The following is a 23,286-nucleotide window of genomic DNA, read 5'->3' on the forward strand; positions in this document are numbered from 1 at the left end:
TTACTCACGTTCCGTAGGTTTGCTGCACGATTTCGCCGCGCAACGAGTGCGCTAAGGCCGCAGAGATTTTGACGTTTAAAAAATGCCCGATCTTTGTCGCGTCACCGGCAAAATTTACCATGCGGTTATTATCGGTGCGCCCGCAAAGCTCGCCGGCATTTTTTTTGGATTGCCCTTCTACCAGAATACGTTGAGTCGTGCCAACCATGCTTTGACTGATGGTTCGCGCCTGTTGTTCGACTTTTTCCTGCAAGCGTTGCAATCGCTCAAGCTTGATCTCATAAGGCGTAGTGTCCGGCAAGGACGCCGCAGGAGTGCCGGGGCGCGGACTATAAATGAAGCTGAATGAACCATCGAAGCGGGTCTCTTCTATCAGCTTCATGGTTGCTTCGAAATCCGCCTCGGTTTCATCCGGAAAACCTATGATGAAGTCGGAGGTAAGCGAAATATCGGGGCGGGCGCTACGCAAGCGGCGGATGATGGATTTGTATTCCAACGTAGTATAGCCGCGCTTCATTGCCGCCAGTATCCGGTCTGACCCGGACTGAACCGGCAGGTGCACGTGACTGACCAATTTCGGTAAAGTTTCGTAAGCCTGGATCAACCGTTCAGTGAATTCTTTAGGATGAGAGGTGGTGTACCGGATGCGCTCGATGCCGGGAATGTCATGGATATATTCAAGCAATAGCGCGAAATCGGCCATCTGCCGGTCTTCGCCATCTTCTTCATCTTCCCCATTTTCGATGATGCCCCGGTAAGCATTTACGTTCTGCCCGAGCAGCGTCACTTCCTTGACGCCTCGACTTGCCAGCCCTGCAATTTCCGCCAGTACGCTGCTCAGGGGGCGGGAGATTTCCTCGCCACGTGTATAGGGCACCACGCAAAAACTGCAATATTTGCTGCAGCCTTCCATAATAGAAACGAAAGCGGTTGCACCTTCAGTACGTGCTGGCGGCAGATGGTCGAATTTTTCGATTTCGGGGAAAGAAATATCCACCTGCGGGCGGCCCGTGGCTTGACGCGCAGAAATCAACTGGGGCAACCGGTGCAGGGTTTGCGGACCAAATACCAGGTCCACATAGGGCGCACGCTTCACTATTTCCGCGCCTTCCTGGCTGGCGACACATCCTCCCACGCCGATGAGAAGATTCGGGTTGGCGGTTTTAAGATGCCTGACGCGCCCCAGATCATGAAATACCTTCTCCTGGGCTTTCTCCCGCACCGAGCAGGTATTGAACAAGATCACATCGGCCTCGGCGGGGTCATCTGTTTTTTCCATGCCTTGCGCGTCATGCAGCACGTCCGCCATTTTGTCCGAGTCATACTCGTTCATCTGGCAGCCAAATGTTTTGATATAAAGTTTTTTAGCCACACCTATCTCCAACCTTACCGAAATATTGTTCGAACTATCCAGTACGGCGACCGTTCGGAAGTCGTAACGAATACACGGGTTTCAGCACGTCAAAGCCGGGGTGAGGCTTATACGGCGCGGCAACCCCTGTTTTCACGGGACATGATTTGCGGGAGTCCGGTAATGCCGTAAATGAGCTTATCCGCTGTTTCTCAGCCCTGCGGCCACGCCATTGATAGTGAGTTGTATCGCACGCTTCACGGCATCGGTCGCGTCGCCCGAACGATAACGCCGCAACAGTTCTACCTGCAGATGGTTGAGCGGATCGATATACGGCGTGCGATTACGAATACTGCGAGCAAGTGTAGGGTTATCCTGCAGCAACTCGGTGCGGCCGGTGACTGCGAAAAGCCACTTCACGCTGAGATCCCATTCTTTCTGTATGCGCCCAAAAACTTCTTCACGCAAGTTGATATCGGTAACCAGCTCGGCATAACGCGATGCAATGCCCATATCGGTCTTGGCGAGCACCATATCCATATTGGATAACATGGTCTGCAGGAATGGCCAGGTACTATGCATTTCCTGCAGAAAACCCAGCCCTTTTTTGCCTCGGCCCTGGCGCTGGACAAACATTTCCACCGCCGTGCCAAAACCGTACCAACCTGTAATCATGGCGCGATTGACACCCCAGCTGAACGTCCAGGGTATCGCGCGCAAATCTTCTATCCGATCGGATTGGGTGCGTGATGGCGGACGGCTGCCGATATTAAGTCCGGCGATTTCCCTGATCGGTGTCGATTCCTGGAAATAGCGCTTGAACCCCGGCGTTTCGTATACAAGATTGCGATAAGCGGTGAGTGCATCGTGCGCGAGTATTTCCATGGTATTGTGATACTCGGCGGCGCGTTTACCAAGAGGATCGCGGCTCAGCAATGTAGCCTCAAGCGTCGCGGCAACCAACGTTTCAAGATTTCGCCGCCCGATTTCCGGGTCGGCATATTTGCTGCCGATGACTTCGCCTTGCTCGGTGATGCGTATCTGACCATTCACGCTCGCCGGTGGCTGGGCTAGTATTGCCTGATAGCTCGGGCCGCCGCCACGTCCAACGGTGCCGCCACGCCCATGAAAAAGGCGCAGTCCAACCTTGTGCCTGGCAAAAATTTTCGTCAACTCGGTTTCAGCCTTGTAAAGCTCCCAGTTGGCCGCGAGAAAACCACCATCCTTGTTGCTGTCGGAATAACCCAGCATCACCTCTTGTACATTGCCGCGCGAATCCAGGAGCTTGCGGTAATACGGCAGCGAAAATAACTCGTCCATAACGGCGCCACAGCCGCGCAAGTCCGCGATAGTTTCGAACAATGGAACGATATTGAGATGCAGGCGCGGCTTTTCGCCGGGTTGCAAAAGACCTGCTTCCTTGAGTAGCAGCGCGACCTCCAGTATGTCGGAAACGCCGTCGGTCTTGGAAATGACATAATTTGGCAACGCGGCACGACCAAAGCGCCGGTGAATTTCCGTTGCCGTTTGAGCCATGCACAGTTCGCTCTGGGCAAGTTCGGAGTATTCCAGATAAGGTGAGCGCAAGAGACGAGGACTGCTGATCTCGGTCAGCAGCCACTGCACGCGTTCCGTCTCGGTCAATTCGGAATAATTCCGGTCACGTGCACAATGTCCGAGCAATTCCGCAACGACCTGCTCATGTATGCCACTATGCTGGCGCATGTCCAGCGACGCGAGATGAAAGCCGAACACCTCCGCTGCGCGCCGCAGGTGACGCAGATCGCCGCGCGCCAATAATTCGGATTTGTGCTGCTTGAGCGACTGAATGACGATATCGAGATCCTTGATGAATTCCGCGCTTTTTGCGTAGGGTGCAGCGGGTCCAACCGGTCGCCGCTGCCTGATTACGTGACCAAGGCCCTGGCTGGTAGCAGCGAGCCGCGCATAAATACCGATCAATACGCGGCGGTAAGGCTCATCCGCACGGCTGGGGGCTCGGTCAGGAGACGCCTCGGCCAACGCCGCCAAGGCGTCATCCACATCCACGAGGCGCTCGGTCAGGCTTAACCTACGGCCTATCCGATGGACTTCACCCATATAAAAATCCAGTGCCAGCGCCGACTGTCTCTCAGACGCATGGAGCATGACTTCATGGGTGACGAAAGGATTGCCGTCGCGATCGCCGCCTATCCAGCTACCGATGCGAAGAAACGGGGGAATACGGGGCGCGTCCGCACCCATTCCACTTTCCAGCAAATCCTCCATTTCCGCATACAGGCGCGGTACCTCGGTGAGAAAAGTATAGTGATAATAGGCGAGACCATTATTGATTTCGTCATAAACGGAGAGACGCGCCGAACGCAGGATACGGGTCTGCCATAATATCTGGATGGCACAGCGCAACTCCTCTTCGTTATGGCGTAGTTCATCCGGCGTAAGCTGCATTCGATCACGCTCGTTTAAAAGATGCGCAATGGCCAGGTGACAGTCCAGTATGCTTCGGCGTTGCACTTCAGTCGGATGCGCAGTCAAAACCGGGGAAATCAGTGCCTTATCAAAGAATCGGGCCAGGGCCATGCCATTCGTTTCGCTGGAGATGACCCTCTTCAGCGCAAGTGCCACGCTGCCTGCCTGCGGCGGCGACCCGTCGAGAAGATAGCTGCGGCGGCGGCGGTTGTGATGCATATCCTCGGCAATGTTCGAAAGCTGCGAGAACTGGCTGAATGCGCGAACCACCGCTTCCGTCGCCTTGTTGCTCAACTGATTGAGCATCACGTCCAGTTCGTGCCGCGCCTCCAGGTCCTGCTCCCGCCGGAATCGAATCGCGGTCTGGCGAATATTCTCGACCAGATCAAAGGTGGGTTCGCCTTCCTGCTCACGCAGGGTATCACCCAACATACGGCCGAGCAGGCGGATATCCATGCGAAGGGGATCATCCTTGGGCCTGTCATTATCGATGATGTCATTTTTTTCAAGGCTTCCGCTCGGGGAAGCAAGGGATGTCATAACGCTACCTCTTCTTGAACGCAGATACGAGCTGATGGCGGGTGCACTTCAATCCGGCTTGGAGCACGGCATGCTAAAATAAACGCTGGCAGTAATTCCCTAATTTTCTCACCGTTATAATAATGCTTAATTCATCATCCATACCCTCACAAATCATTATCGCGACCCGTGAAAGTGCTCTCGCCTTGTGGCAGGCGCATTTTATTCAAGCACGGCTGGCGAAATTATACCCGCAAATAGAATGCGAGATACTTGGGATGACCACCAGAGGGGATCAGATACTTGACATATCTCTCTCGAAGATCGGCGGCAAGGGGTTGTTCATAAAAGAACTGGAACAGGCGCTGGAGGACCGCCGGGCGGACATCGCCGTGCATTCGATGAAAGATGTGCCGATGGACATGCCGGCCGGATATGCGCTGGCAGCTATTGCCGAACGCGAAGATCCGCGCGACGCTTTCGTTTCCAATCAATACGCCGGTCTCGACGCACTCCCGCCGGGCAGCGTGGTGGGAACTTCGAGCCTGCGGCGCGAAAGCCAGTTGCGCGCGCGCTTTCCGCATTTGCAGGTGCAGCCGTTGCGCGGTAACGTTCAGACCCGCTTGCGCAAGCTCGATGAGGGACAGTTTGCGGCGATTATTCTCGCAGCTGCAGGTTTAAAACGGCTGGGGCTGGCTGATCGCATTACTGCATTGCTAAGTCCGGAAGTGAGTTTGCCGGCGGTGGGGCAGGGCGCCTTGGGGATTGAATGCCGGTCGGATCGAACCGACTTGATCAAATTGATGGAACCTCTGCATCATCTTCCGACCGCTCAGTGCGTTGAAGCGGAACGCGCCATGAGCCGTGCTTTGGGAGGAAGCTGCGAGGTTCCGCTGGGTGGTTTTGCCGAAATCAATGGAGGTGTCCTGCGGTTGCGCGGTTTCGTCGCCAGCCAGGATGGATCGCGCGTGATAAGCGATGAACTGAGCGGTAATCCAGGGACGGGTACCATAATGGGCGCACAACTGGCACAGAATCTGAAGGCACGCGGCGCGCAAGAAATCCTGACGGCACTCGCATCGCAAACGACTGAACCCGTGAGTCATCCGTGACCAAACCGCTGGCCGGGATCGACATCCTGGTTACGCGTCCGGCGCATCAGGCTGGCGAGCTTGCTGACAGGATACGCATGGCGGGCGGTAATCCTGTTTTGTTTCCGGTACTCGAAATCCTCGATATCCCGAATCTGAATCCGTTACTGGACTTGATCGATCGGCTCGATGAATTCGATATTGCAGTTTTTATCAGCCCCAACGCCGTTGCCAAGGCGATGAGCCTCATCAGCGCGAAACGGACGCTGCCCGTCAAGTTAAAAATAGTCGCTGTTGGCCAGGGCACTACGAAGGAGCTGGGACACTTCGGCGTCACCGGGGTAATCGCGCCGGCTTTGCGCTTCGATAGCGAGGCTATGCTTGATCTGCCGCTCTTGAGGCAGGCCCAAGGCAAGCGTATCGTAATTTTTCGCGGCGACAAGGGGCGTGAATTGCTTGCGGAAAGTTTGTTGAAGCGAGGCGCCGTCCTCGAATACGCGGAATGCTACCGCCGTGTCATGCCGAAACCGGACACTGCCCCGTCGCTGAGCGCGTGGGCAAATGCCAGGATGAAGGCGATTACCATAACCAGCAGCGAAGGGCTGCGCAATTTATGCGAAATGGTGGGCGAAACGGGCGAAGCATGGCTTAAGAAAACGCCGTTGTTCGTTTCTCATGTGCGTATAGCCCAAGTCGCGGCAAATCTCGGGTTCGCCCATGTCGTTCTAACCAATGCTGGAGATGATGGATTGCTGGAGGGTTTGCTGAATTATTTTCGGCCAGAAATTACCAGAGAGATCCCCGGTCCGGAAAAACCATGAGCGCGGAAAAACAATCCGACAAGACCGAAAAACCTCGGGAAGTGAGCAAGAGGTTGGCCTTGCGCATCCCTCCGCTCTTGATTTTTGTCATAATCCTAGTGCCTATTATCGCGCTGCAGTGGTATGACACTCGTAGTCAGATCGGAGGATTGCAGCATGAGCTGGCGAAGCGGCTGGCCGAAGCCGATGCTTCGGGAAAAGAGTCGCGCAATATTGTAGTGGAGGCGGCCGAGGCTGGACGCCGGACCGAAACAAAGCTCGGTTTGCTCGAATCAAGGCTCGCGGAATCGCAAAACCAGCAGTTGGCGCTTGAGGCGCTGTACCAGGAACTTACGCGTAATCGCGATGAAGCAACGCTGGAGGAAGTGGAACAACTGCTGCTCATCGCCAATCAGCAGCTTCAGCTTGCAAGTAACGTAAAAGCAGCCCTGATCGCGATGCAAGAGGCCGACGCCCGGCTGCAGCGCCTTGACCGTCCGCAGTTGTCTTCCCTGCGTAAGGTTCTGTCAACGGATATGGATCTTCTCAAGGCGGCGCCATATGTGGATACGGTGGGCGTCAGTATACGCCTGGACAATCTCGCCGCTTCGGTCGATGCATTGCCATTGGCAATGGAACTTCGCCCGCCCGAACCCGATTCTGCCCAGTCCCGGATTCCAGTAACCGAGAACATGTGGCTCCGGTTCCTGCACGAAGCCTGGGAGGACATAAAGCGCTTGGTACGGATTCAGCACATGGATAAGCCGGATATTGCCCTGCTATCGCCATCACAAGCTTATTTTTTGAGGGAAAACCTGAAGCTGCGTCTTTTGTCGGCGCGGCATGCGCTTCTGGCTCGCGATGGAACGAGCTTCAAGGCTGATATTGATGCATCCATGGACTGGATAGGCCGGTATTACGACAACAGCTCGAGGTCTGTCGTCAATATGCTTGAAACCCTGCACCAGTTGCGAGAAAGTGAAATTGGTATCGAGCTGCCTCGTATTTCCGCGAGTCTCGACGCAGTGCGCAACTATCGTCTCGCCCGTGATCGGGGAAATAGATGAAGGGAGCGCTCTGGCTTCTGGCGTTGTTCCTGATTGCGGTAGCGGTAACACTTGCGGCCAGATACAACAGCGGTTATGTACTGGTAGTGGCTCAGCCTTATCGCATCGAGCTATCGCTGAATTTACTGGCTGCGTTGCTGCTGGTAATATTTTTTATCGCCTATTTCGTAGTGCGGTTGGCTGTCGTTACTTTCAGGTTGCCAGCGGAAGTGAGCGGATTTCGTCTCCGCCGGCGTCGCGAAAAAGCACGAATGATGATGCTGGATGGGCTCCGGGCCTTCTTCGAAGGCCGTTATGCCAAGGCTGAGAAAGCTTCAGCGGCCGTTCTGGAACTGAAAGAACCTCCCTCCGTCAGTGCACTTAACGCAATGGTTGCGGCCCGTTCCGCGCACGAGCTGAGAAAGTATTCTCGTCGTGATGAGCTCATTGCAATGGCAAAAACGAGCTCACCGAAAGAAATAACCTTGCTGCTAATGACGCAAGCCGAGTTGCTGCTGGATGAACATCGGCCCGAAGAAGCGCTAAAAATATTGCATTCTCTTCCTCATATCGGGGCGGGCAAGCATACTGCGGCGTTGCGGCTGGAACTGAGAGCGCAGCAGCGATCAAAAAATTGGGACGCCGTACTGGATCTGCTCGGGCAACTGGACCAGCGTAATGCCGTTGACAAGACCGTGATGAGGCAACTACGGCTGCAGGCGCGCATGGAAAGTCTCAAAAGCAGGATGTTGAATCCGCAGGCGCTGAAGGAATATTGGCAGAATATATCTTCGGCGGACAAGAAAGACAGCAAATTGGCTGCTGCCGCAGCGCGGGCCTACGCAGCGATGGGCGATTGTGTCACAGCTCATCAGATTATCGAGGAGAGTTTAAATGCCCAGTGGGATTCCGAATTAGCCGGATTATATGCGAAATGTCTGGGAAGCGACGCCATCAGCCAAATCGAGCACGCCGAAGCGTGGCTCGAATCTCATCCAAATGACGCCCGCCTGCTGCTGGCGCTGGGCAAGCTTTGCGTTTATTGCGAGCTTTGGGGCAAAGCGCAAAGCTATCTGGAGGCAAGCCTGTCGGTGGACCCGGATTATCCCGCTCATCTTGCATTGGCGCAGTTGAACGAGAAACTCGGACGGCTCGAACTGGCAAGGGACCATTACAGCAAGGGATTGGAACTTGCATTGTGGCGACTGGACGCGCTAGAGCAGGAGTAACACGGAAATGGATCGGCGCAGGGTCCGATCGGCTTTATCCAGCCCGCTGTATGCCCAAAGATAATTGTCTTATGCCGTACAACGGTGGATTGCCGGATGAGAGCGGGTAAAAAGTTCAGGATCGGGGTTCGCGTGGCGAAACAGTGAAGGCGTCGGAAAAGAATTCCTCTTCCGGAAGACTGCGCAGCGTCGTGAAATCCTTGTGGGCGGCTTCAACCATTGCCGGTGTTCCGCAAGCGTATACCTGATATCCGGCGAGGTTGTCGAAATCCTGCAGCACGGCCTGATGCACCAGGCCGGTCCTTCCGCTCCAGTTATCGGCCGGCAGTGCCTCGGATAGCACCGGAATAAACGTAAAGTTGTCATGCTCCCGCTGCCAGTTTCCCGCCATGTCCGCCATATATAGATCGGCCTTCGTACGGTTACCCCAATAAAGCACGATCTGCCGTTCATTGGCGCGCAGATTTTGTACGTGGAAGATATGCTCGAGTATGCTTTTAACCGGGGCGAAACCCGTACCGCTGGCAACGAACAGGATCGGCTTATCTGAATCTTCGCGCAGAAAGAATGTGCCGAGCGGCCCCTCGAAGCGCAAAATATCCTTTTCTTTCATCTTGGTGAACACGTGCTCGGCGAACGTACCCCCTCGATAGTTGCGCACGTGCAACTGGAGCAATTCGTCGTCATGAGGCGCGTTGGCCAGCGAAAAACTCCGGCGCTTGCCATCTTTCATGAGAATATCAATATATTGCCCAGCAAGAAATTGCAGCCGCTCGTTAGTTGGCAGTTTCAGAGAAATAACCATTACATCAGGTGCGACTCGCGCCAGTTGCTGGACACGGCACGGCAGTATTTTGACTTTGATATCCTTTATCGCCCCAATTTCCCGACATTCAATTATAAGTTCCGATAGCGGCACGGCACAACAAAACAACGCCATTCCGGACTGTTTCTCCATTTCGGTTAACGCACTTTCGTTATAACTGCCGAAATCCACCTTTCCCTGTATGATTTTGCCCTTGCAAGTCCCGCAGGCACCGTTTCGGCAGCCATAAGGAAGCGGAAAACCTTCACGAAGCGCAGCTTGCAGTACGGTTTCGCCTGGTTGAGCGAAAAAAACGTGTCCGCTCGGCTTGATAGTGATTTGATGCGGCATCTGGTTACGAATGAATCAATAAAGACAGATTAACTGACGGCAAAGAAGATGAACACGACGAAACGGACGCTTTTATTTATTGGTTGTGGCGACATTGCCTTGCGCACAGCGCCCCTGTTACAGGCGCACTACCGGCTGCTGGGCTTGCATCGGAGACCTGAGAGCCGCGCTGCATTACGTTTGCATGGGATTACGCCAGTGTCCGGGAATCTCGATATACCGGGCAGCCTTGCCAAACTGGCGGGAATGGCTCATGCAGTTGTTCACCTGGCCCCGCCACCGAGCCGTGGCCAACGAGATACCCGCACCGCAAACCTTCTGGCAGCGCTGACAAAGCGGCCAAAGATGAAGGGGGCAATGTTACCACAACGTCTTGTCTACATCAGTACCAGCGGTGTGTACGGTGATTGCAACGGTGCGCTGGTGGATGAAACCCGTTTGATAAATCCTCAAACCGAACGCGCGGTGCGTCGTGCCGATGCAGAGACGCAGGTGCGCTATTGGGGACTGCGCAATGGCGTGAGTGTTTCAATCCTTCGCGTGCCTGGGATTTATGCCGGCAATCGCTTGCCGCTAGCCCGGTTGCATGAGGGCGCGCCAGCATTATTGCCGGAAGAGGATAGCTATACGAACCACATACACGCCGACGACCTCGCCCGTATTATCTCCGCAGCGTTGCACTATGCAAAACCAGGCAGGATTTACCATGCCTGTGACGATTCGAGGCTGAAGATGGGCGAATACTTCGATCTCGTGGCGGACCGGTTCGATCTGCCGCGGCCGCCGCGTATCTCCCGGGCCGAAGCGGAAAGTTTTATATCGCCAGGTATGCTATCGTTCATGCAAGAATCGCGGCGGCTGGCAAATGTCCGTATAAAGCACGAGTTGCGCGTAAACCTTCGCTATCCCACCGTGGTCGAGTGTTTTGCGCCGAGCGCAGCAAGTACTTCGGAAAATGGGTAAAATCCGGTCCACGGATGATTTTTAGTGCCACCAGTACAATCAGCACAATCGCAATGGAGCCCATACTCGTCGTTACCAATTTGCCCGATCAGGCGAGCGCCATGGCCCTTGCCCGCCGCTTGGTCGATGAACGGTTGGCGGCCTGCGTTAACGTGCTTGATGGATGCACTTCCGTCTACCGCTGGCAGGGGAAAAACGAAAGTACCCGCGAAGTGCCGATCTTCATTAAAACCCTTGCGCAGCATTATGCGCGGCTGGAGCAGGTGATAAACGCCATGCACCCTTACGAACTACCCGAAATCATTGCTGTCCCAATAAGCAACGGATTGCCTGCTTATTTGAAGTGGATCGCGGACGAAACCTCAGCCTCGGACACAATTGATTAGAACGGATTGCCATGCGCCTGAGTCAATATTTTTTGTTGTTGCTGTGTTTATGCAGTATCAATAGCTTCGCAGAGGAGAGGAAGCCTTTTGGTTTTCTTTCGGGCTTGCAGCAGCTTGGCTCGGGTTTTGAGCAGGATGAACAGGAATTGCTTCCGCCGGATCAGGCTTTCAAATTGACGGTCAAGGTCCGGGATGCAAATACGCTGGTAGCCCAATTCGAACCGGCAAAAAACTATTATCTTTATAAAGACAAGGTTGCGTTCAAGCCGCAGGATGCCGGGACGTCGATCGAAAAAATCTCGCTGCCGCAGGGAACAATAAAAAGCGATGTTACTTTCGGGCAGGTGGAAGTTTTTCACCAGCCATTCGAAGCATTGATTTCCCTGAAACGCGACGCATCGTCAACTGGCAAACTGACTCTCGTCGCTACCTACCAGGGCTGCAATGAGCCGGTAGGCGTTTGTTATGCGCCTATCAATAAGGTAATCGAACTGACGCTGCCGGTGGCGAAAGCCGCCGCCGGCGCAGTGGCCGATGCCATGAGTAGCCCCGCAGTGGCGGCACCATCGGCCGCTTTGAAGCCGGATGCAGCCGCAGAGCTGTTCCCGTCTGCAGGATCACCTGCCATCGAAACGGAATCGAACCGAATAGAGCGGATGTTCGAAAGCGGCAATTTTTGGCTGATCCTGACCGGTTTCTTTGGTATCGGCCTGCTGCTCTCATTTACTCCCTGCGTATTTCCGATGTTCCCGATTCTGTCCGGCATCATCGCCAGGGGCGGTACAAATGTCACCAAGACTCACGGATTTCTCTTGTCGCTCGCCTATGTCATGGGGATGGCGATTACATACGCCATCGCCGGCGTGGCGGCGGGGCTTTCGGGCGCGATGCTCTCCGCGGCTTTACAAAATGCCTGGGTGCTGGGCACGTTCGCACTGGTCTTTATAACGCTTGCTCTGTCCATGTTCGGTTTCTATGAGCTGCAATTACCTTCCTTTCTCCAGAGTAAGCTTTCCGAGGAAGCGGGGCATTTAAAAGGCGGGCATCTGACCAGTGTATTTGGCATGGGAGCATTATCGGCATTGATCGTCGGGCCGTGTGTGGCTGCTCCGCTGGCTGGGGCACTGCTTTATATCAGCCAGACCCGCGACATCGTGCTGGGTGGGTCGGCGCTGTTCGTCATGGCCTTGGGCATGGGGGTTCCGCTGTTGATATTGGGTGCCTCCGCAGGGGCAATTTTGCCAAAAGCGGGCCCATGGATGGAATCGATCAAGCAATTTTTTGGCGTATTGCTGCTGGGCGTTGCAATATGGCTGATATCGCCGGTCATTTCCGCAGTTGTGCATATGCTGCTGTGGGCGGCCTTATTGATCATCTCAGCCATCTATCTGCATGCGGTTGATCCATTGCGTCCAGGTGCTTCCGGTTTCCAGAAGCTTCTGAAGGGCCTGGGCATGATTGCATTGCTGACCGGGATTGCATTACTGGTCGGTGTTTTGTCCGGCAGCCGCGATATTTTGCAGCCCCTCTCAAAGATAAGTATTGCTGCGGTTGATGCATCCGGGAAAAAACAGGATGTCGCGCAAACGGATCATTTGCCCTTTCAGAGAGTGAAGTCGGTCGCCGAATTTGAGCAGCATGTCCTTCAGTCCAGGAACAAATACGTGATGGTGGATTTTTCCGCGGACTGGTGCATTTCCTGCAAGGAAATGGAGCGCTTCACGTTTTCCGATTCACAGGTACAGTCCCGCCTGAAAGATGTGGTACTGTTGCAGGTCGATGTTACCGACGGGACGCCAGATGACATGGCGTTGCTCAAACGCTTCAAGCTTTTCGGCCCTCCCGGCATTCTGTTCCTTGATCGGGAAGGGCGCGAGGTTCCGGGTATCAGGCTCATAGGATATCAGGACAAGGAAAGCTTCCTGAAGATACTCAACGCAATCCTGGTCTAGCCGTTCCAGAAACGGTTCAACTCATTTGAATGCCATCGCTTCGAGTTCGAGGGAGGAGGCGTTCGCCAATTGCCGGCAAGCGGTATATTTTGGACTAACGATTAAATGACGAAATTGCAACAGGTATTATTGTATACAGGCGTCGCAGTACTTGCCGTGACTGCCGGATTTCTGCTGCGTGGTCAGTTGATGAGCAGCGATGCCCAGTCTGGAGCAACTGACGCTGCGGTGGCGAGTAGAGGAGCCGAGGCGATATTTGCCGCAAGCTTGCCCGATTTGCAGGACGAAAGTCAGGCAATATCGCAGTGGCGCGGCAAAGTGATGGTAGTTAATTTCTGGGCAAGCTGGTGCGAACCCTGTCGTCAGGAAATTCCCGAGTTCATTGAACTCCAGGAAAAATTCAGGGAAAACGGCCTGGTTTTTATCGGCATTGCAGTGGATCAGAAAGAAAGAGCGGCTGCATTCAGCAAAGAGATCGGCATAAATTATCCCGTGCTAGTGGGAGATATGAAAGCGATGGCACTGGCGGAGGCAGCGGGAAATCGCCAGGGAGCGCTGCCTTTTACGGTCGTTATCGATCGTAACGGAAAAATTATCGGTACGAAATTGGGTCGTCTCAGTCAGGAAAAACTTGAATCCATGTTCAAGCCCTTGCTGTAGAACGGCAACCTCATCCATTCGCCGAAGCTATTGAGTTTTAGCGAAATGATACGTTTCCACTGACTGCGGGAAGCGAGACAGTCCTGATTTTGAGCTTTATCCTAACGCCCGGTAGAGATTATAAGAGCTCATGATGACAATCAACGTTCCCACCAGTATCAGTAAAGTTCGTGCATGGAGTTTCTTGCACAGCACTGCCGCAAACGGGGCGGCAAACAAGCCGCCGAATACCAGCCCTATAATGATGGACCACGTATTGGTTTCCATTAGCAATGTAAAAACCGCGGCACCCGTCAGCGTCAGAAAGAATTCAGCGAAATTGACCGAACCGATGGTTGTACGGGGATCGTTTCCTGAACTGACCAAAGTGGATGTCACCACCGGTCCCCATCCGCCCCCACCCGCCGCGTCGACGAATCCGCCAAACAGCGCCAATTTTCCGACATGCCTCGGGGAGTCCTTGCGCAAACGCAACGGGCGAAACGCTTTACTGAGTATGTATATTCCCAGCAGCAGCAAATAAGTGGAAATATACGGCTTGAATATTGCGCCGTCGACCTGGGTAACCAGTACCGCGCCTAATATGCCGCCGAGAATACCAGGCACCAGCAAACGTACAAATAATTCCTTATTTACATTGCCGAATTTGACGTGGGAGATACCCGAAACCCCAGTGGTGAAAATCTCCGCAATATGAACGCTGGCGCTGGCTGCTCCCGGCGTCGCTCCTGTTGCCAACAGAAATGTAGTGGCGGTCACGCCATAAGCCATGCCCAACGCGCCATCCACCACCTGTGCGAGAAACCCGACCATCACCGCAGTCCAGAAAAGCCTGCCGCTGACTGTCTCGCCAATGATTTGCCAACCGCCGAACCAGTTATTGGAAATAAAAAAGCGGCTTGTCAAAAACAGGACCAACGCAATCAACACGGCAATAATAAACCATACACTGGCTTTGAGGAGAGGATGGGCGCCAGGATGAGAGACGGGTTCCTCGACAGGAGGAAGCCCAAATTGCTGGTGTTCCGCGTTTATTGGATTTCGCGTCAGATCCAGGTTGCGAATCTTCATAAGTCCGGTGCCTCTGCCTCTTCAATTTGCGCACTATACCGACATGAGCAAATATGCAGAAATAACCTAATGGAATATGGTTATGCCTTTGCTTTTACGGGTATGACCGCAAATAAGCGCCGAGCCTTGAAAATACCGAGCCACGAGTACATGGAATAGTGCGTGTTAGCCGATATCGTTCTTATCGTTCATTTCCTGTTCGTGTTGTTTGTTGTCGGCAGCCTGCCGTTGATATGGATAGGCGAATGGATGAGACTGGATTTTGTGCGAAATCTCCGGTTTCGGCTTGCGCACATGACCGCCATCCTGTTCGTGGTAGTCGAGGCTATCGTCGGCATGGTATGTCCGCTTACGTTATTGGAAGACAGGCTGCGTGGAGCGGAAAGCGGCGGTAATTTTATCCAGCGCTGGCTGCACCGCATACTTTTCTATGATGTGCCGGAATGGATATTGACAATGATTTATATACTTTTTGCGATTCTGGTCATCATTACTTTCAAGTTGCTTCCGCCACGTCCTCGCAAACGTCACCCATGAGCCTGGTCCAGGTTTACTGCAATAATTGACCGGACTTTACGTGCAGGGTAAAGTTGGCGAGGAAGATTGATCCAACTCTTAAAATCCGCGCAATTGCTGCCCAGATTGCCTCTCAGGATAAACGCGCCACCATGACCCCGATAACGCTGCTGCACCGTTTTAAAAGCCACCGACGCCTGGTTATCGGTCTGGGCAGTTTAGTTGCCATCATTGTGCTATTCGGGCTGCTCGGTTATTTCTGGTTACCGGGGTACGCCAAGACCAAGCTTGAAACCTTGTTGACAGAAGCCGTGCATCGTCCTGTGACAGTGCAATCAATCGACATTCAACCCTATACGCTGGAATTGACCGTGCGCGGTTTTCGCGTGGGTGAAAAGGAGACGGACGTCGATGCGGAGAAGGCACTTTTTTCCGTTGACGAACTGTACGTCAACCTTAGCGCTGCTTCGATTGCGCGGCGTGCGCCGGTGATCAGTTCCGTATCAATAAAAGCGCCAGCGCTGCGTCTGGTTCGCGAAGACGAAAACCGCTTCAATATCACGGACCTGATAGAAGACTTCATGAATAAGCCGTCCGAGGGTGGCGAGACCATGTTTTCGGTGAGTAATATCGTCATCGAGGGCGGTCGCTTCGAATTCGTCGATCGGCTCAAGAAAAGCCATCAGGACATATCCGAGATTACTGTTGGGATACCCTTCATTGCGAATTTCGAAAATGACGAGGAAAGCTGGGTGGAACCGCACTTCAGCGCCAAGATCAATGGCGCTCCGCTCACTCTGGGAGGAAAGCTGCGCCCCTTCACGCAAAATCGGGAAGCCACACTCGAACTCAAGCTCAAAGACGTCGATTTGACGCGAATAGACGAATATTCGCCCATCCCGCTCGGCATCAGCCTCCTGTCCGGCTATTTTGATAGCGACTTATTGCTGACTTTTACCCAGGTCGATGGGCAAGCGCCAAATATGGTATTGACGGGCCAAGCCGCGCTGCGGAAGTTTGAGATAGAAAATCGGGCGGTGGAAGTGCCCTATACCGCGAAACTCGAGCAGCTCGACCTTAGATTGACCGAAATCAATCTGAACGGGCTGAAGCCTTCACATATTGCACTGGCGTTGGCTGAAGTCGCGTTAATTCGCAAGGGAGACCCGGAACCAGTCCTGAGCCTGCCCAAGCTAAACCTGGATAAGGTCGCGATCGATACCGGGCGCCAGAGTGTCGCACTGGGTGCGTTGACGCTCGATCACTTCAAGGGTTCTGTACGTCGTGAAGCGGACGGCCGGCTCGATCTCGTCAAGTTTTTTTCCGCACCGCCGGATAAAGCGGAGCCGAAACCGGAGCCAAAACCGGAGGCGACCCCTGCCACTACGAAGAAAAACAAGCCATGGACGGCTCAGCTTGGCAGCTTGCAATTGATAGCCGCGGCACTGCGCTTTGAAGACCGTACGCTGCCAAACGTGGTACCGATGGTGGTCAATCCGCTGGATTTAACCCTATCCGATATCGACTTGAACGGTGCAACACCGCTCAAGCTTGCGTTGAAGGCCGAGGTAAATAAAAACGGGAGTCTCGAGACAAATGGGTCCCTGGCATGGGCGCCGTTGATGGCTGATCTTGCTATAAATGCCAAGAATATTGATCTTGTCGCGCTGCAAGGCTGGGCTGGCGACCAGTGGAATGCCTTGCTGACGAGTGGTTCGATATCCTTCGATGGCAACGTCAAGGCCGATGGATCACCGTTGAAAGTGGCGCTGAACGGCGAAAGCCGTTTCACCAATTTTAACGTTCTGCAAAAGACAAACATGGCTGACCTTTTGCGTTGGCGAAGCCTCGATGTCAGCGGCATACAGTTCGTCAGTGATCCGCTTCGCGTCGATATCAAGTCGATAGCGATTGCCGATTTCCTCGCTCACGTGTTGCTTACTCCGCAAGGAGAACTCAATTTCAAACATATCGCCGTTCAAAATGATAATAGGGAACCGTCCGGGCAAACAACCCCGGTTGCGCAGCCTGTAGCGCAACAGCAAGCAACTTCCGATGTCACCGCAAAGACCGTTGCGGAGAATTCTTCCAAACCATCGACCAAGAAGCCCCTGCCTGTTCGTGTCGGTCGTATCGTGATGACCGGAGGTAACGTTAATTTCCATGACCAGTTCATCAAGCCCAACTATCGCGCCAAGCTGACGGGACTTACCGGCCGTGTTGGCCCCCTTGATCCGCGGAAGCCCGGTGAAATCGATATCCGCGGAGCGGTGGACAAAACCGCACCGCTAAGAATCGTGGGCAAGGTCAATACCCTTGGCAACGAACTTTTCCTCGACATCACGGCGAGCGCGAAGGGCATCGATATGCCGACTTTCAGCCCCTATTCCGGTAAGTACATCGGTTACGCAATCGAAAAAGGCAAGCTTTCAGTCGATATACATTATCACGTCGAAAAAGGGGAGTTGACAGCGGAAAACAACGTTTTCCTCGATCAATTAACCCTTGGCGAAAAAGTCGAAAGCCCGGATGCGCTGTCGATCCCGGTGAGCCTGGCGCTGGCGTTATTGAAAAATCAGCGAGGAGAAATCGATGTTCACCTGCCGATAAGCGGCTCCATCAATGATCCGGAATTCAGCATAGGCGGGTTGATCGTCAAGGTCTTCATTAATTTGATTACAAAAGCTGCGACCGCGCCTTTTGCTATGCTGGGTTCGCTCTTCGGTGGCGAAGAGTTATCGGAGATAGATTTTTCGCCGGGTTATGCGCGGGTTACGCCTGAAGCCGAAAAACGTCTTGAAGTATTATCCAAGGCGTTGATAGACCGGCCCGCACTCAAACTCGAGATTACAGGCCGAGCCGATCCAGCACATGATCCGGATGCCTTGAAGCGCATGATACTTGAACGTACCGTAAAAGCGCAGAAGCTATCGGAAAGCGTCAAAAAAGGAGAAACGGTCGCATCGCTCGATGACGTTGAGCTCAAGCCCGATGAGTATGAAAAATACCTGACGGTGATCTATAAGGATTCAAAATTCGCGAAGCCGAAAAATATGATTGGTCTTTCGAAGAGTCTGCCAGTACCGGAAATGGAGCAGTTGATGCTGGCAAATATCGATGCCGGGGATAGCGAAATGCGCGAACTTGCCGAGCTTCGGGCCGAAGCCGCGCGGGACTGGTTGGTTGGGCGAGGCGGTGTTCCAAGCGAGCGAGTATTTGTGCTTGCGCCCAAAGTCGAGCCGGAAGCCAGTAGCCAGAAATCGGGAAGCCGGGCAGAATTCTCGCTCAAATAAATACTACCCAGCCATGGCCGCGAAGATTTCCGAAAATTACTCGGAAGTCTTCGTGGCCATGTTTCCTTCGATCTATACCCCTGCTTTAAAACTCGACTTGAACCTGCGTCAAGAAAGAGCTCAAGTCAGCCTTGTCAAAACCGGCGGTACGAGGAATGGCGGATCCCGCCGTGTTCACGTTTAGAATGTGAACAATGTTGTTCTGTATTTTAATATTGGGGTGAGGGTACCAGTTCAGGGCAAATCGCACCATGTCGGCTTGCCCCCCCTTGATTACTCCGCTGTTCAAATTGATATAATCATAACCGGCGGCGACTTCCCAAGCTCCCCAGCCTGAACCGTTCCATTGAAAATTCTGCCTGGGTTTTATTCGGTTCGCTGCACCATTTTTGACATGGTAGGCTTTGGATTCGCCGGTTAAAAAGTAACTGGCAAAACCGTAGTAGCCGGTAAAATGCTCGTCGTCATAACCGAACCCATTTATGTTTGTTCGCAAATATTCCCCTTGAGCCGAGAATGGGCCATGAACCAGCCAGCCCTCTGCGCCAAAGCGGTCGTAACTGTCTATTCGGCGCGAACCGGGCGCACCCTTGTTTCCTACGCTCAAGTTGCCCGTATTCAGCATATTGGTGCGATCTACGTTGGTTCCCGGAAAGGCAAAGAATGCCATCCCGCCTCCCCCCCCAGTTTGATTCGGGCCAACATTAATTGTGCCATTCGCTTGGTATTGGGTGTTGACAGCGGTATGCCCAGCCGAAATTCCCACATGCAAGAATTTGGTTTCGTCTTCCATCCACGGCCGGCCTGTTATCCGGCCGATGCCTTCCCAGCCGGAATCGCCCGAACCATTGTTGCGGCTAACGTTGCCCGCGGTATTAACCGAGGTGGAAGCTGCGGACCAGGCGCCGATGGGTTCGGTCTGAAAAGCGACCCCAAACTGAAAACGCGGCACCGCATAATTGATCCCTAAACCGGTTTTGTAGGTATTTGGGTTATCGACAAACGAGTTGACGGACATATGACGTTCGATGAACGTGAGATAGCGGTTGCTGGCCGCTTCTTCCAGGCTGAAAGGTTCTTTAAATGAACCAACCTTGATTGAAAACGGCTTGGTCACGTTCAGCCGCGTGTAAGCGTCGGTAATGCCCGACGCCACAGAGCCGTTACCTCGACTGAAGTCGTACTCGAATTTGTAATCCCAGAGCTTGAAAAAAGTACCTTCAACGCCAAGGCGGGCGCGGCGAAGCGTCGCGCCGCTATTCCATTCATTAGGCAGGGCGGTGCCGGTAGCGGGCAATACATCGTTGATGAAATTGTACTGTGAAGCTACCTGCATCCGCCCGTTGATCGCAAATGTAAAATTGCCGTCTTTACTTGCAAAATGCGGCGCACTATCAATAAATTCGATGTGAGCATTTTCTGTTTCCTTGACTCGCTCTTCGAGCGACGCGATCTCACTGGCAAGACGCGCTCCCATCATCTTTGATTTTAATTCTATATCTCTACGGACTGCGGTTAAGTCAGCTGTTTCCGTTTTTTCCGCTGCTATGGCGCTGGTATTATCTGCTGTCCTGTTAGTCGTGTTATTCGGAGTTTTATCTGCTGTTTTAGGCGTGTCTTCCTTCACGAAAGAACCTATATGGACGCGGCCAGGTCCAGGTTTTGCGTAAAGCTGCTCGGTCTTGGTATCGACATAGAGATCAATGGCAAGTGCGGCGGTGGATAGGCTGGAGCCTAAAATGGCTGTGATTGCCAGCGTAAGTCTGGATAATTTCATTTGGTTTTTCTCTTCACGGTTATTTATCAAAACCGGTTGCGAGAGTACTGCAGGAAAATGTCCGTTTAATTGCAGTTTTGTAACAGTTTCATGACAAAGATGATGCGTTTGGAGAGAGAGACGGGGAAATGACTTGAGATAAGCGAGTCTATGGCCTATCTATTAAATGGATGGAGGACCGCAACGCCCTATTCTGACGGACCACCTGCGTTCCACTTTTCTTGTTGCCGTGATAGTCTATGTGCTGAGTTACTTGAACTATCAGGTAAACCGCTTTAACCTCAAACTTCCCTTAAGATCTGTTAAACATTAGAGAGGAAAACAATGGAAATTCATGTATACGACACCTACGTCAAGGCGAAAGATGGTCACACCATGCACTTTGACGTATTCACCGGCGTAAAGGACGACAAGAAAGCAATCGAGTATGCGAAACAGTGGTTAAACTCGATCGGCGAAGGCGACGCGACGGTTACCAGTAAAGAGTGTAACTTTTGCCACAGCCAAAGCGCGCCGCCAAATGTCACCGACGCAATCAACAAGGATGGGTATTTCATTTACAAGATGGAAGGGTGCGGGTGAGCATTTCGCACCCGGGAAGAAATGGAATGAGCATCAAGGAAGCATGCCGGTGAAAGCTGTCGATGAATTTCAAAGACGATGAATACCCGGCGCGCTTTACTGGCCTTCATCACTGGCTGTATGAAAAGCCTGGGTATTTTCGGGCTTATGTTTGGTTCCCCGCTATGGGGTAGCGAGCTCGTCAAAACTATCGAACAGGTCAAGCCCTCGATAGTTGGAATCGGAACTGTTCAGATGACCCGGTCCCCTCCCGTCAATTTCCTGGGGACCGGCTTTGTGCTGGACGATGGCCTTCACGTGGTTACCAATGCCCATGTTGTTCCAGAAGTCCTGGATATTGCGAACAAGGAGTCCTACGTCGTGATTACAGGCAAGGGCAAGCAGCCGGAACTTCGGGTTGCCACTATCGTTGCCATCGACAAAGATCATGATCTGGCACTGCTGAAAATCAGCGGCCTCGCTTTACCCACCATGAAGCTTGGAGACGCAGAAAAAGTTCGAGAAGGGCAGGATCTGATTTTTACGGGATTCCCGATCGGTATGGTCCTGGGATTTTATCCGGTTACTCATCGTGCCATGGTTTCTTCAATAACGCCCATCATTTTGCCCGCACACAATTCGAGGCAGCTTAATGCGAAGATGATCGGCCAGTTGCAGAAATCTGCTTATGCAGTATTTCAGCTTGACGGCACCGCCTATCCCGGTAGCAGCGGCAGCCCTCTCTACGATCCCGAAACCGGACTGGTATATGGCGTGATCAATATGGTATTTGTAAAGGGTAAAAAGGAGGCCGCGCTCAGCAATCCGAGCGGCATCACGTATGCTATCCCCGGCAATTATATTCGCGAGTTGCTGCAGCAGCGCAAATAACAAAGATAAGTAAGATCCTGTTCAGAAAACGAGTTCGAATCTGTTCCTCGGCACAGCTTGGTCCGTTTGTCACCAAAAGCCAGAGCATAAGCTGGATATACGGAGACGTTGAGAAAAACTTTAGAGTTTGAGCATAATGCAATACCGCTGGAAGCTGACCGCAAATGAAGCTGGGCTACATTACCTTTAATACCTGATGACTGAGCTGTAAGGAGGAACGATGCAAATGGTAACCGTGGCAATAGCCGATACGGATCCCGGGCGGCGCATAAAATTAGAACAATACTTGCAAGGCGGGCCGGGCATTAAGGTGCTTGCAAATATCATGCCAGCTAAAAATGATATAAAGCATCAGCTCGAGCCCGATACTGCCGTTATACCCATTGACGACGTCGTTGCCAGGATCAGCCAGCTGAAGCCCCGCATCGTTTTTGTCAACCTGGATCAGTCTATCGGCGGGGATTTTGCTTTACTGGAGGCTTTGCATCGCGAATGCCCCGAGACGCTCGTATTGTTATTAACCGATAAATCGGTCCGGGAGGAGCAGATAATACAAGCGTTGGCGAATGGTGCGCGCGGGTATTTGAGCCATGAAGCAGACCCATTTTATTTTTTAAAGGCTGTGCATGTCGTTGATCGTGGCGAGATCTGGGTAACACGTAAAATGCTCGGTAAAATTATGGACAAGGTATTGCATTAATCCAGGTTTTGAGGGGAGACATTCTTGATTTTGCTTGCTAGTCAGTTTCAAGACGACCTGTATCGATGGGAGCAGGGAGTGCGGGGTATTGCTCCGGTTTTCTATTCAACCAACCTGGACTCGCTCAGGGACGAATTGGTACGCCTGAAACCGCAGATCCTCTTGCTCGATCATGATTTACCAAAACTGGATGGGCCAAACGGAATCGCGGCGCTCATGAAATTGAATCCTGAGACTAAAGTCATTATTTTGAGCTACCCGATTGCCGACGAGATCGAGTGGGCATTATTCAGAACGGGAGTAAGGGGATGTTGCCAGCGCGACGTGAAACCTGAGCAGCTCAAAAGTGCCGTTGTGGCTGTTCAGCAAGGCGAGCTGTGGATTCGGAGATCGCATAGCTGGCATCTGCTGAATGAACTTGTCACGATCACGCGGGAAAAGAATAAAATCAAAGAGGCCGTTGGGGAGTTACTCGCGAATTTAACCCGACGCGAATATGAAATTGCCACGCTTGTCGGAAATGGTGAAACCAATAAACAAATCGCGCGGCGGCTGGCTATCACGGAGCGTACAGTGAAGGCTCATTTGACCGAGGTCTTCCGCAAGCTGGACATTGCCGATCGGCTCAAGCTGGCGTTGATTGTGAAGGGCTCCGTGTCGTCGCATGACTCGACCCGGATCGGCCATTAGCAGCCAGATATTCTCGCTCTCGCGTTTGCTGTTTCATCCTGATCAGGTCACTGCTACAGCGCAGCAAATTCACAGGGATTCAATAAATAATAAGTGTTACGCTTGTACTTGCATCGCCGAGCCTGGGTTCAAAGCATTGTTCCGTTTTATAGTTCCCCATTCACT

At 52.9% G+C, this 23,286-nt stretch carries 19 protein-coding genes; 14 read left to right on the plus strand and 5 right to left on the minus strand.

What is annotated here, in order from left to right:
- Nucleotides 1-4: 4 nt before the first annotated feature.
- Nucleotides 5-1,372, minus strand: coding sequence for a tRNA (N6-isopentenyl adenosine(37)-C2)-methylthiotransferase MiaB (gene miaB, locus BLP78_RS10650; RefSeq protein ID WP_090459079.1), 1,368 nt, complete (start codon nucleotides 1,370-1,372; stop codon nucleotides 5-7).
- 177 nt (nucleotides 1,373-1,549) lie between these two features.
- On the minus strand, nucleotides 1,550-4,276 hold the full coding sequence (gene ppc, locus BLP78_RS10655; protein WP_256330219.1) for a phosphoenolpyruvate carboxylase: 2,727 nt from the start codon (nucleotides 4,274-4,276) through the stop codon (nucleotides 1,550-1,552).
- 206 nt (nucleotides 4,277-4,482) lie between these two features.
- Between ppc and hemC the strand changes: the two genes are divergently transcribed.
- Genes hemC through BLP78_RS10675 form a run of 4 tightly spaced genes read left to right on the plus strand, consistent with a single transcriptional unit; the run spans nucleotide 4,483 to nucleotide 8,505 of the window.
- Nucleotides 4,483-5,451: a hydroxymethylbilane synthase gene (hemC, locus tag BLP78_RS10660; RefSeq protein ID WP_090459084.1), complete on the plus strand. Its 969-nt coding sequence runs from the start codon at nucleotides 4,483-4,485 to the stop codon at nucleotides 5,449-5,451.
- Nucleotides 5,448-6,251 (plus strand): uroporphyrinogen-III synthase, encoded by an 804-nt coding sequence (locus tag BLP78_RS10665; protein ID WP_090459086.1) that lies wholly within the window; start codon nucleotides 5,448-5,450, stop codon nucleotides 6,249-6,251. Before hemC ends, BLP78_RS10665 begins: the two co-directional genes overlap by 4 nt.
- Nucleotides 6,248-7,297 (plus strand): uroporphyrinogen-III C-methyltransferase, encoded by a 1,050-nt coding sequence (locus BLP78_RS10670; RefSeq protein ID WP_090459087.1) that lies wholly within the window; start codon nucleotides 6,248-6,250, stop codon nucleotides 7,295-7,297. Before BLP78_RS10665 ends, BLP78_RS10670 begins: the two co-directional genes overlap by 4 nt.
- Nucleotides 7,294-8,505: a heme biosynthesis HemY N-terminal domain-containing protein gene (locus BLP78_RS10675; protein WP_090459089.1), complete on the plus strand. Its 1,212-nt coding sequence runs from the start codon at nucleotides 7,294-7,296 to the stop codon at nucleotides 8,503-8,505. Before BLP78_RS10670 ends, BLP78_RS10675 begins: the two co-directional genes overlap by 4 nt.
- 115 nt (nucleotides 8,506-8,620) lie before the next feature.
- Here BLP78_RS10675 and BLP78_RS10680 read toward each other — a convergent pair whose 3' ends face one another.
- On the minus strand, nucleotides 8,621-9,661 hold the full coding sequence (locus tag BLP78_RS10680; protein WP_090459091.1) for a CDP-6-deoxy-delta-3,4-glucoseen reductase: 1,041 nt from the start codon (nucleotides 9,659-9,661) through the stop codon (nucleotides 8,621-8,623).
- A gap of 48 nt (nucleotides 9,662-9,709) precedes the next feature.
- Here BLP78_RS10680 and BLP78_RS10685 point away from each other — a divergent pair, with 48 nt between their 5' ends.
- From BLP78_RS10685 to BLP78_RS10700, 4 genes are all read left to right on the plus strand, one after another.
- Nucleotides 9,710-10,624 carry an SDR family oxidoreductase gene (locus tag BLP78_RS10685; protein WP_090459093.1) on the plus strand — a complete coding sequence of 305 codons (915 nt, stop codon included), beginning with the start codon at nucleotides 9,710-9,712 and terminating at the stop codon, nucleotides 10,622-10,624.
- Nucleotides 10,625-10,677: 53 nt separating this feature from the next.
- Nucleotides 10,678-11,010, plus strand: coding sequence for a divalent-cation tolerance protein CutA (cutA, locus tag BLP78_RS10690; protein ID WP_090459151.1), 333 nt, complete (start codon nucleotides 10,678-10,680; stop codon nucleotides 11,008-11,010).
- A gap of 11 nt (nucleotides 11,011-11,021) precedes the next feature.
- Nucleotides 11,022-12,962 carry a protein-disulfide reductase DsbD gene (gene dsbD / locus BLP78_RS10695; RefSeq protein ID WP_090459095.1) on the plus strand — a complete coding sequence of 647 codons (1,941 nt, stop codon included), beginning with the start codon at nucleotides 11,022-11,024 and terminating at the stop codon, nucleotides 12,960-12,962.
- 105 nt (nucleotides 12,963-13,067) lie between these two features.
- Nucleotides 13,068-13,622 (plus strand): TlpA family protein disulfide reductase, encoded by a 555-nt coding sequence (locus BLP78_RS10700; protein WP_090459097.1) that lies wholly within the window; start codon nucleotides 13,068-13,070, stop codon nucleotides 13,620-13,622.
- A gap of 96 nt (nucleotides 13,623-13,718) precedes the next feature.
- Here the strand turns inward: BLP78_RS10700 and BLP78_RS10705 are convergent, their stop codons facing one another.
- Complete coding sequence (locus tag BLP78_RS10705; RefSeq protein ID WP_090459098.1) at nucleotides 13,719-14,693, minus strand: sulfite exporter TauE/SafE family protein; 975 nt, start codon at nucleotides 14,691-14,693, stop codon at nucleotides 13,719-13,721.
- 162 nt (nucleotides 14,694-14,855) lie between these two features.
- Here BLP78_RS10705 and BLP78_RS10710 point away from each other — a divergent pair, with 162 nt between their 5' ends.
- Both BLP78_RS10710 and BLP78_RS10715 read left to right on the plus strand, forming a co-directional pair.
- Nucleotides 14,856-15,230 carry a DUF2784 domain-containing protein gene (locus BLP78_RS10710; protein WP_090459100.1) on the plus strand — a complete coding sequence of 125 codons (375 nt, stop codon included), beginning with the start codon at nucleotides 14,856-14,858 and terminating at the stop codon, nucleotides 15,228-15,230.
- Between the two features lie 131 nt (nucleotides 15,231-15,361).
- The gene (locus tag BLP78_RS10715; RefSeq protein ID WP_090459102.1) at nucleotides 15,362-18,502 is read left to right on the plus strand and encodes a DUF748 domain-containing protein; all 3,141 of its coding nucleotides are present in this window, start codon (nucleotides 15,362-15,364) and stop codon (nucleotides 18,500-18,502) included.
- Nucleotides 18,503-18,587: 85 nt separating this feature from the next.
- Here the strand turns inward: BLP78_RS10715 and BLP78_RS10720 are convergent, their stop codons facing one another.
- The gene (locus BLP78_RS10720; RefSeq protein WP_256330216.1) at nucleotides 18,588-20,309 is read right to left on the minus strand and encodes an OprO/OprP family phosphate-selective porin; all 1,722 of its coding nucleotides are present in this window, start codon (nucleotides 20,307-20,309) and stop codon (nucleotides 18,588-18,590) included.
- Nucleotides 20,310-20,603: 294 nt separating this feature from the next.
- Here BLP78_RS10720 and BLP78_RS10725 point away from each other — a divergent pair, with 294 nt between their 5' ends.
- The 4 genes from BLP78_RS10725 to BLP78_RS10740 all read left to right on the plus strand — a co-directional run bounded on the left by BLP78_RS10725 (nucleotide 20,604) and on the right by BLP78_RS10740 (nucleotide 23,121).
- The gene (locus tag BLP78_RS10725; RefSeq protein WP_090459105.1) at nucleotides 20,604-20,861 is read left to right on the plus strand and encodes a DUF2024 family protein; all 258 of its coding nucleotides are present in this window, start codon (nucleotides 20,604-20,606) and stop codon (nucleotides 20,859-20,861) included.
- A gap of 78 nt (nucleotides 20,862-20,939) precedes the next feature.
- Nucleotides 20,940-21,731 carry a S1 family peptidase gene (locus BLP78_RS10730; protein ID WP_090459107.1) on the plus strand — a complete coding sequence of 264 codons (792 nt, stop codon included), beginning with the start codon at nucleotides 20,940-20,942 and terminating at the stop codon, nucleotides 21,729-21,731.
- A 325-nt stretch (nucleotides 21,732-22,056) separates the two neighbouring features.
- Nucleotides 22,057-22,431, plus strand: a complete 375-nt coding sequence (locus BLP78_RS10735) for a response regulator (protein WP_256330217.1) — start codon at nucleotides 22,057-22,059, stop codon at nucleotides 22,429-22,431.
- A 24-nt stretch (nucleotides 22,432-22,455) separates the two neighbouring features.
- A complete protein-coding gene (locus tag BLP78_RS10740) occupies nucleotides 22,456-23,121 on the plus strand; it encodes a response regulator transcription factor (RefSeq protein WP_090459111.1) in 666 nt (221 codons plus the stop codon).
- The last annotated feature ends 165 nt before the right edge of the window (nucleotides 23,122-23,286 follow it).

It is taken from the genome of Nitrosospira sp. Nsp1 (assembly GCF_900100985.1).
Lineage (GTDB): Bacteria > Pseudomonadota > Gammaproteobacteria > Burkholderiales > Nitrosomonadaceae > Nitrosospira.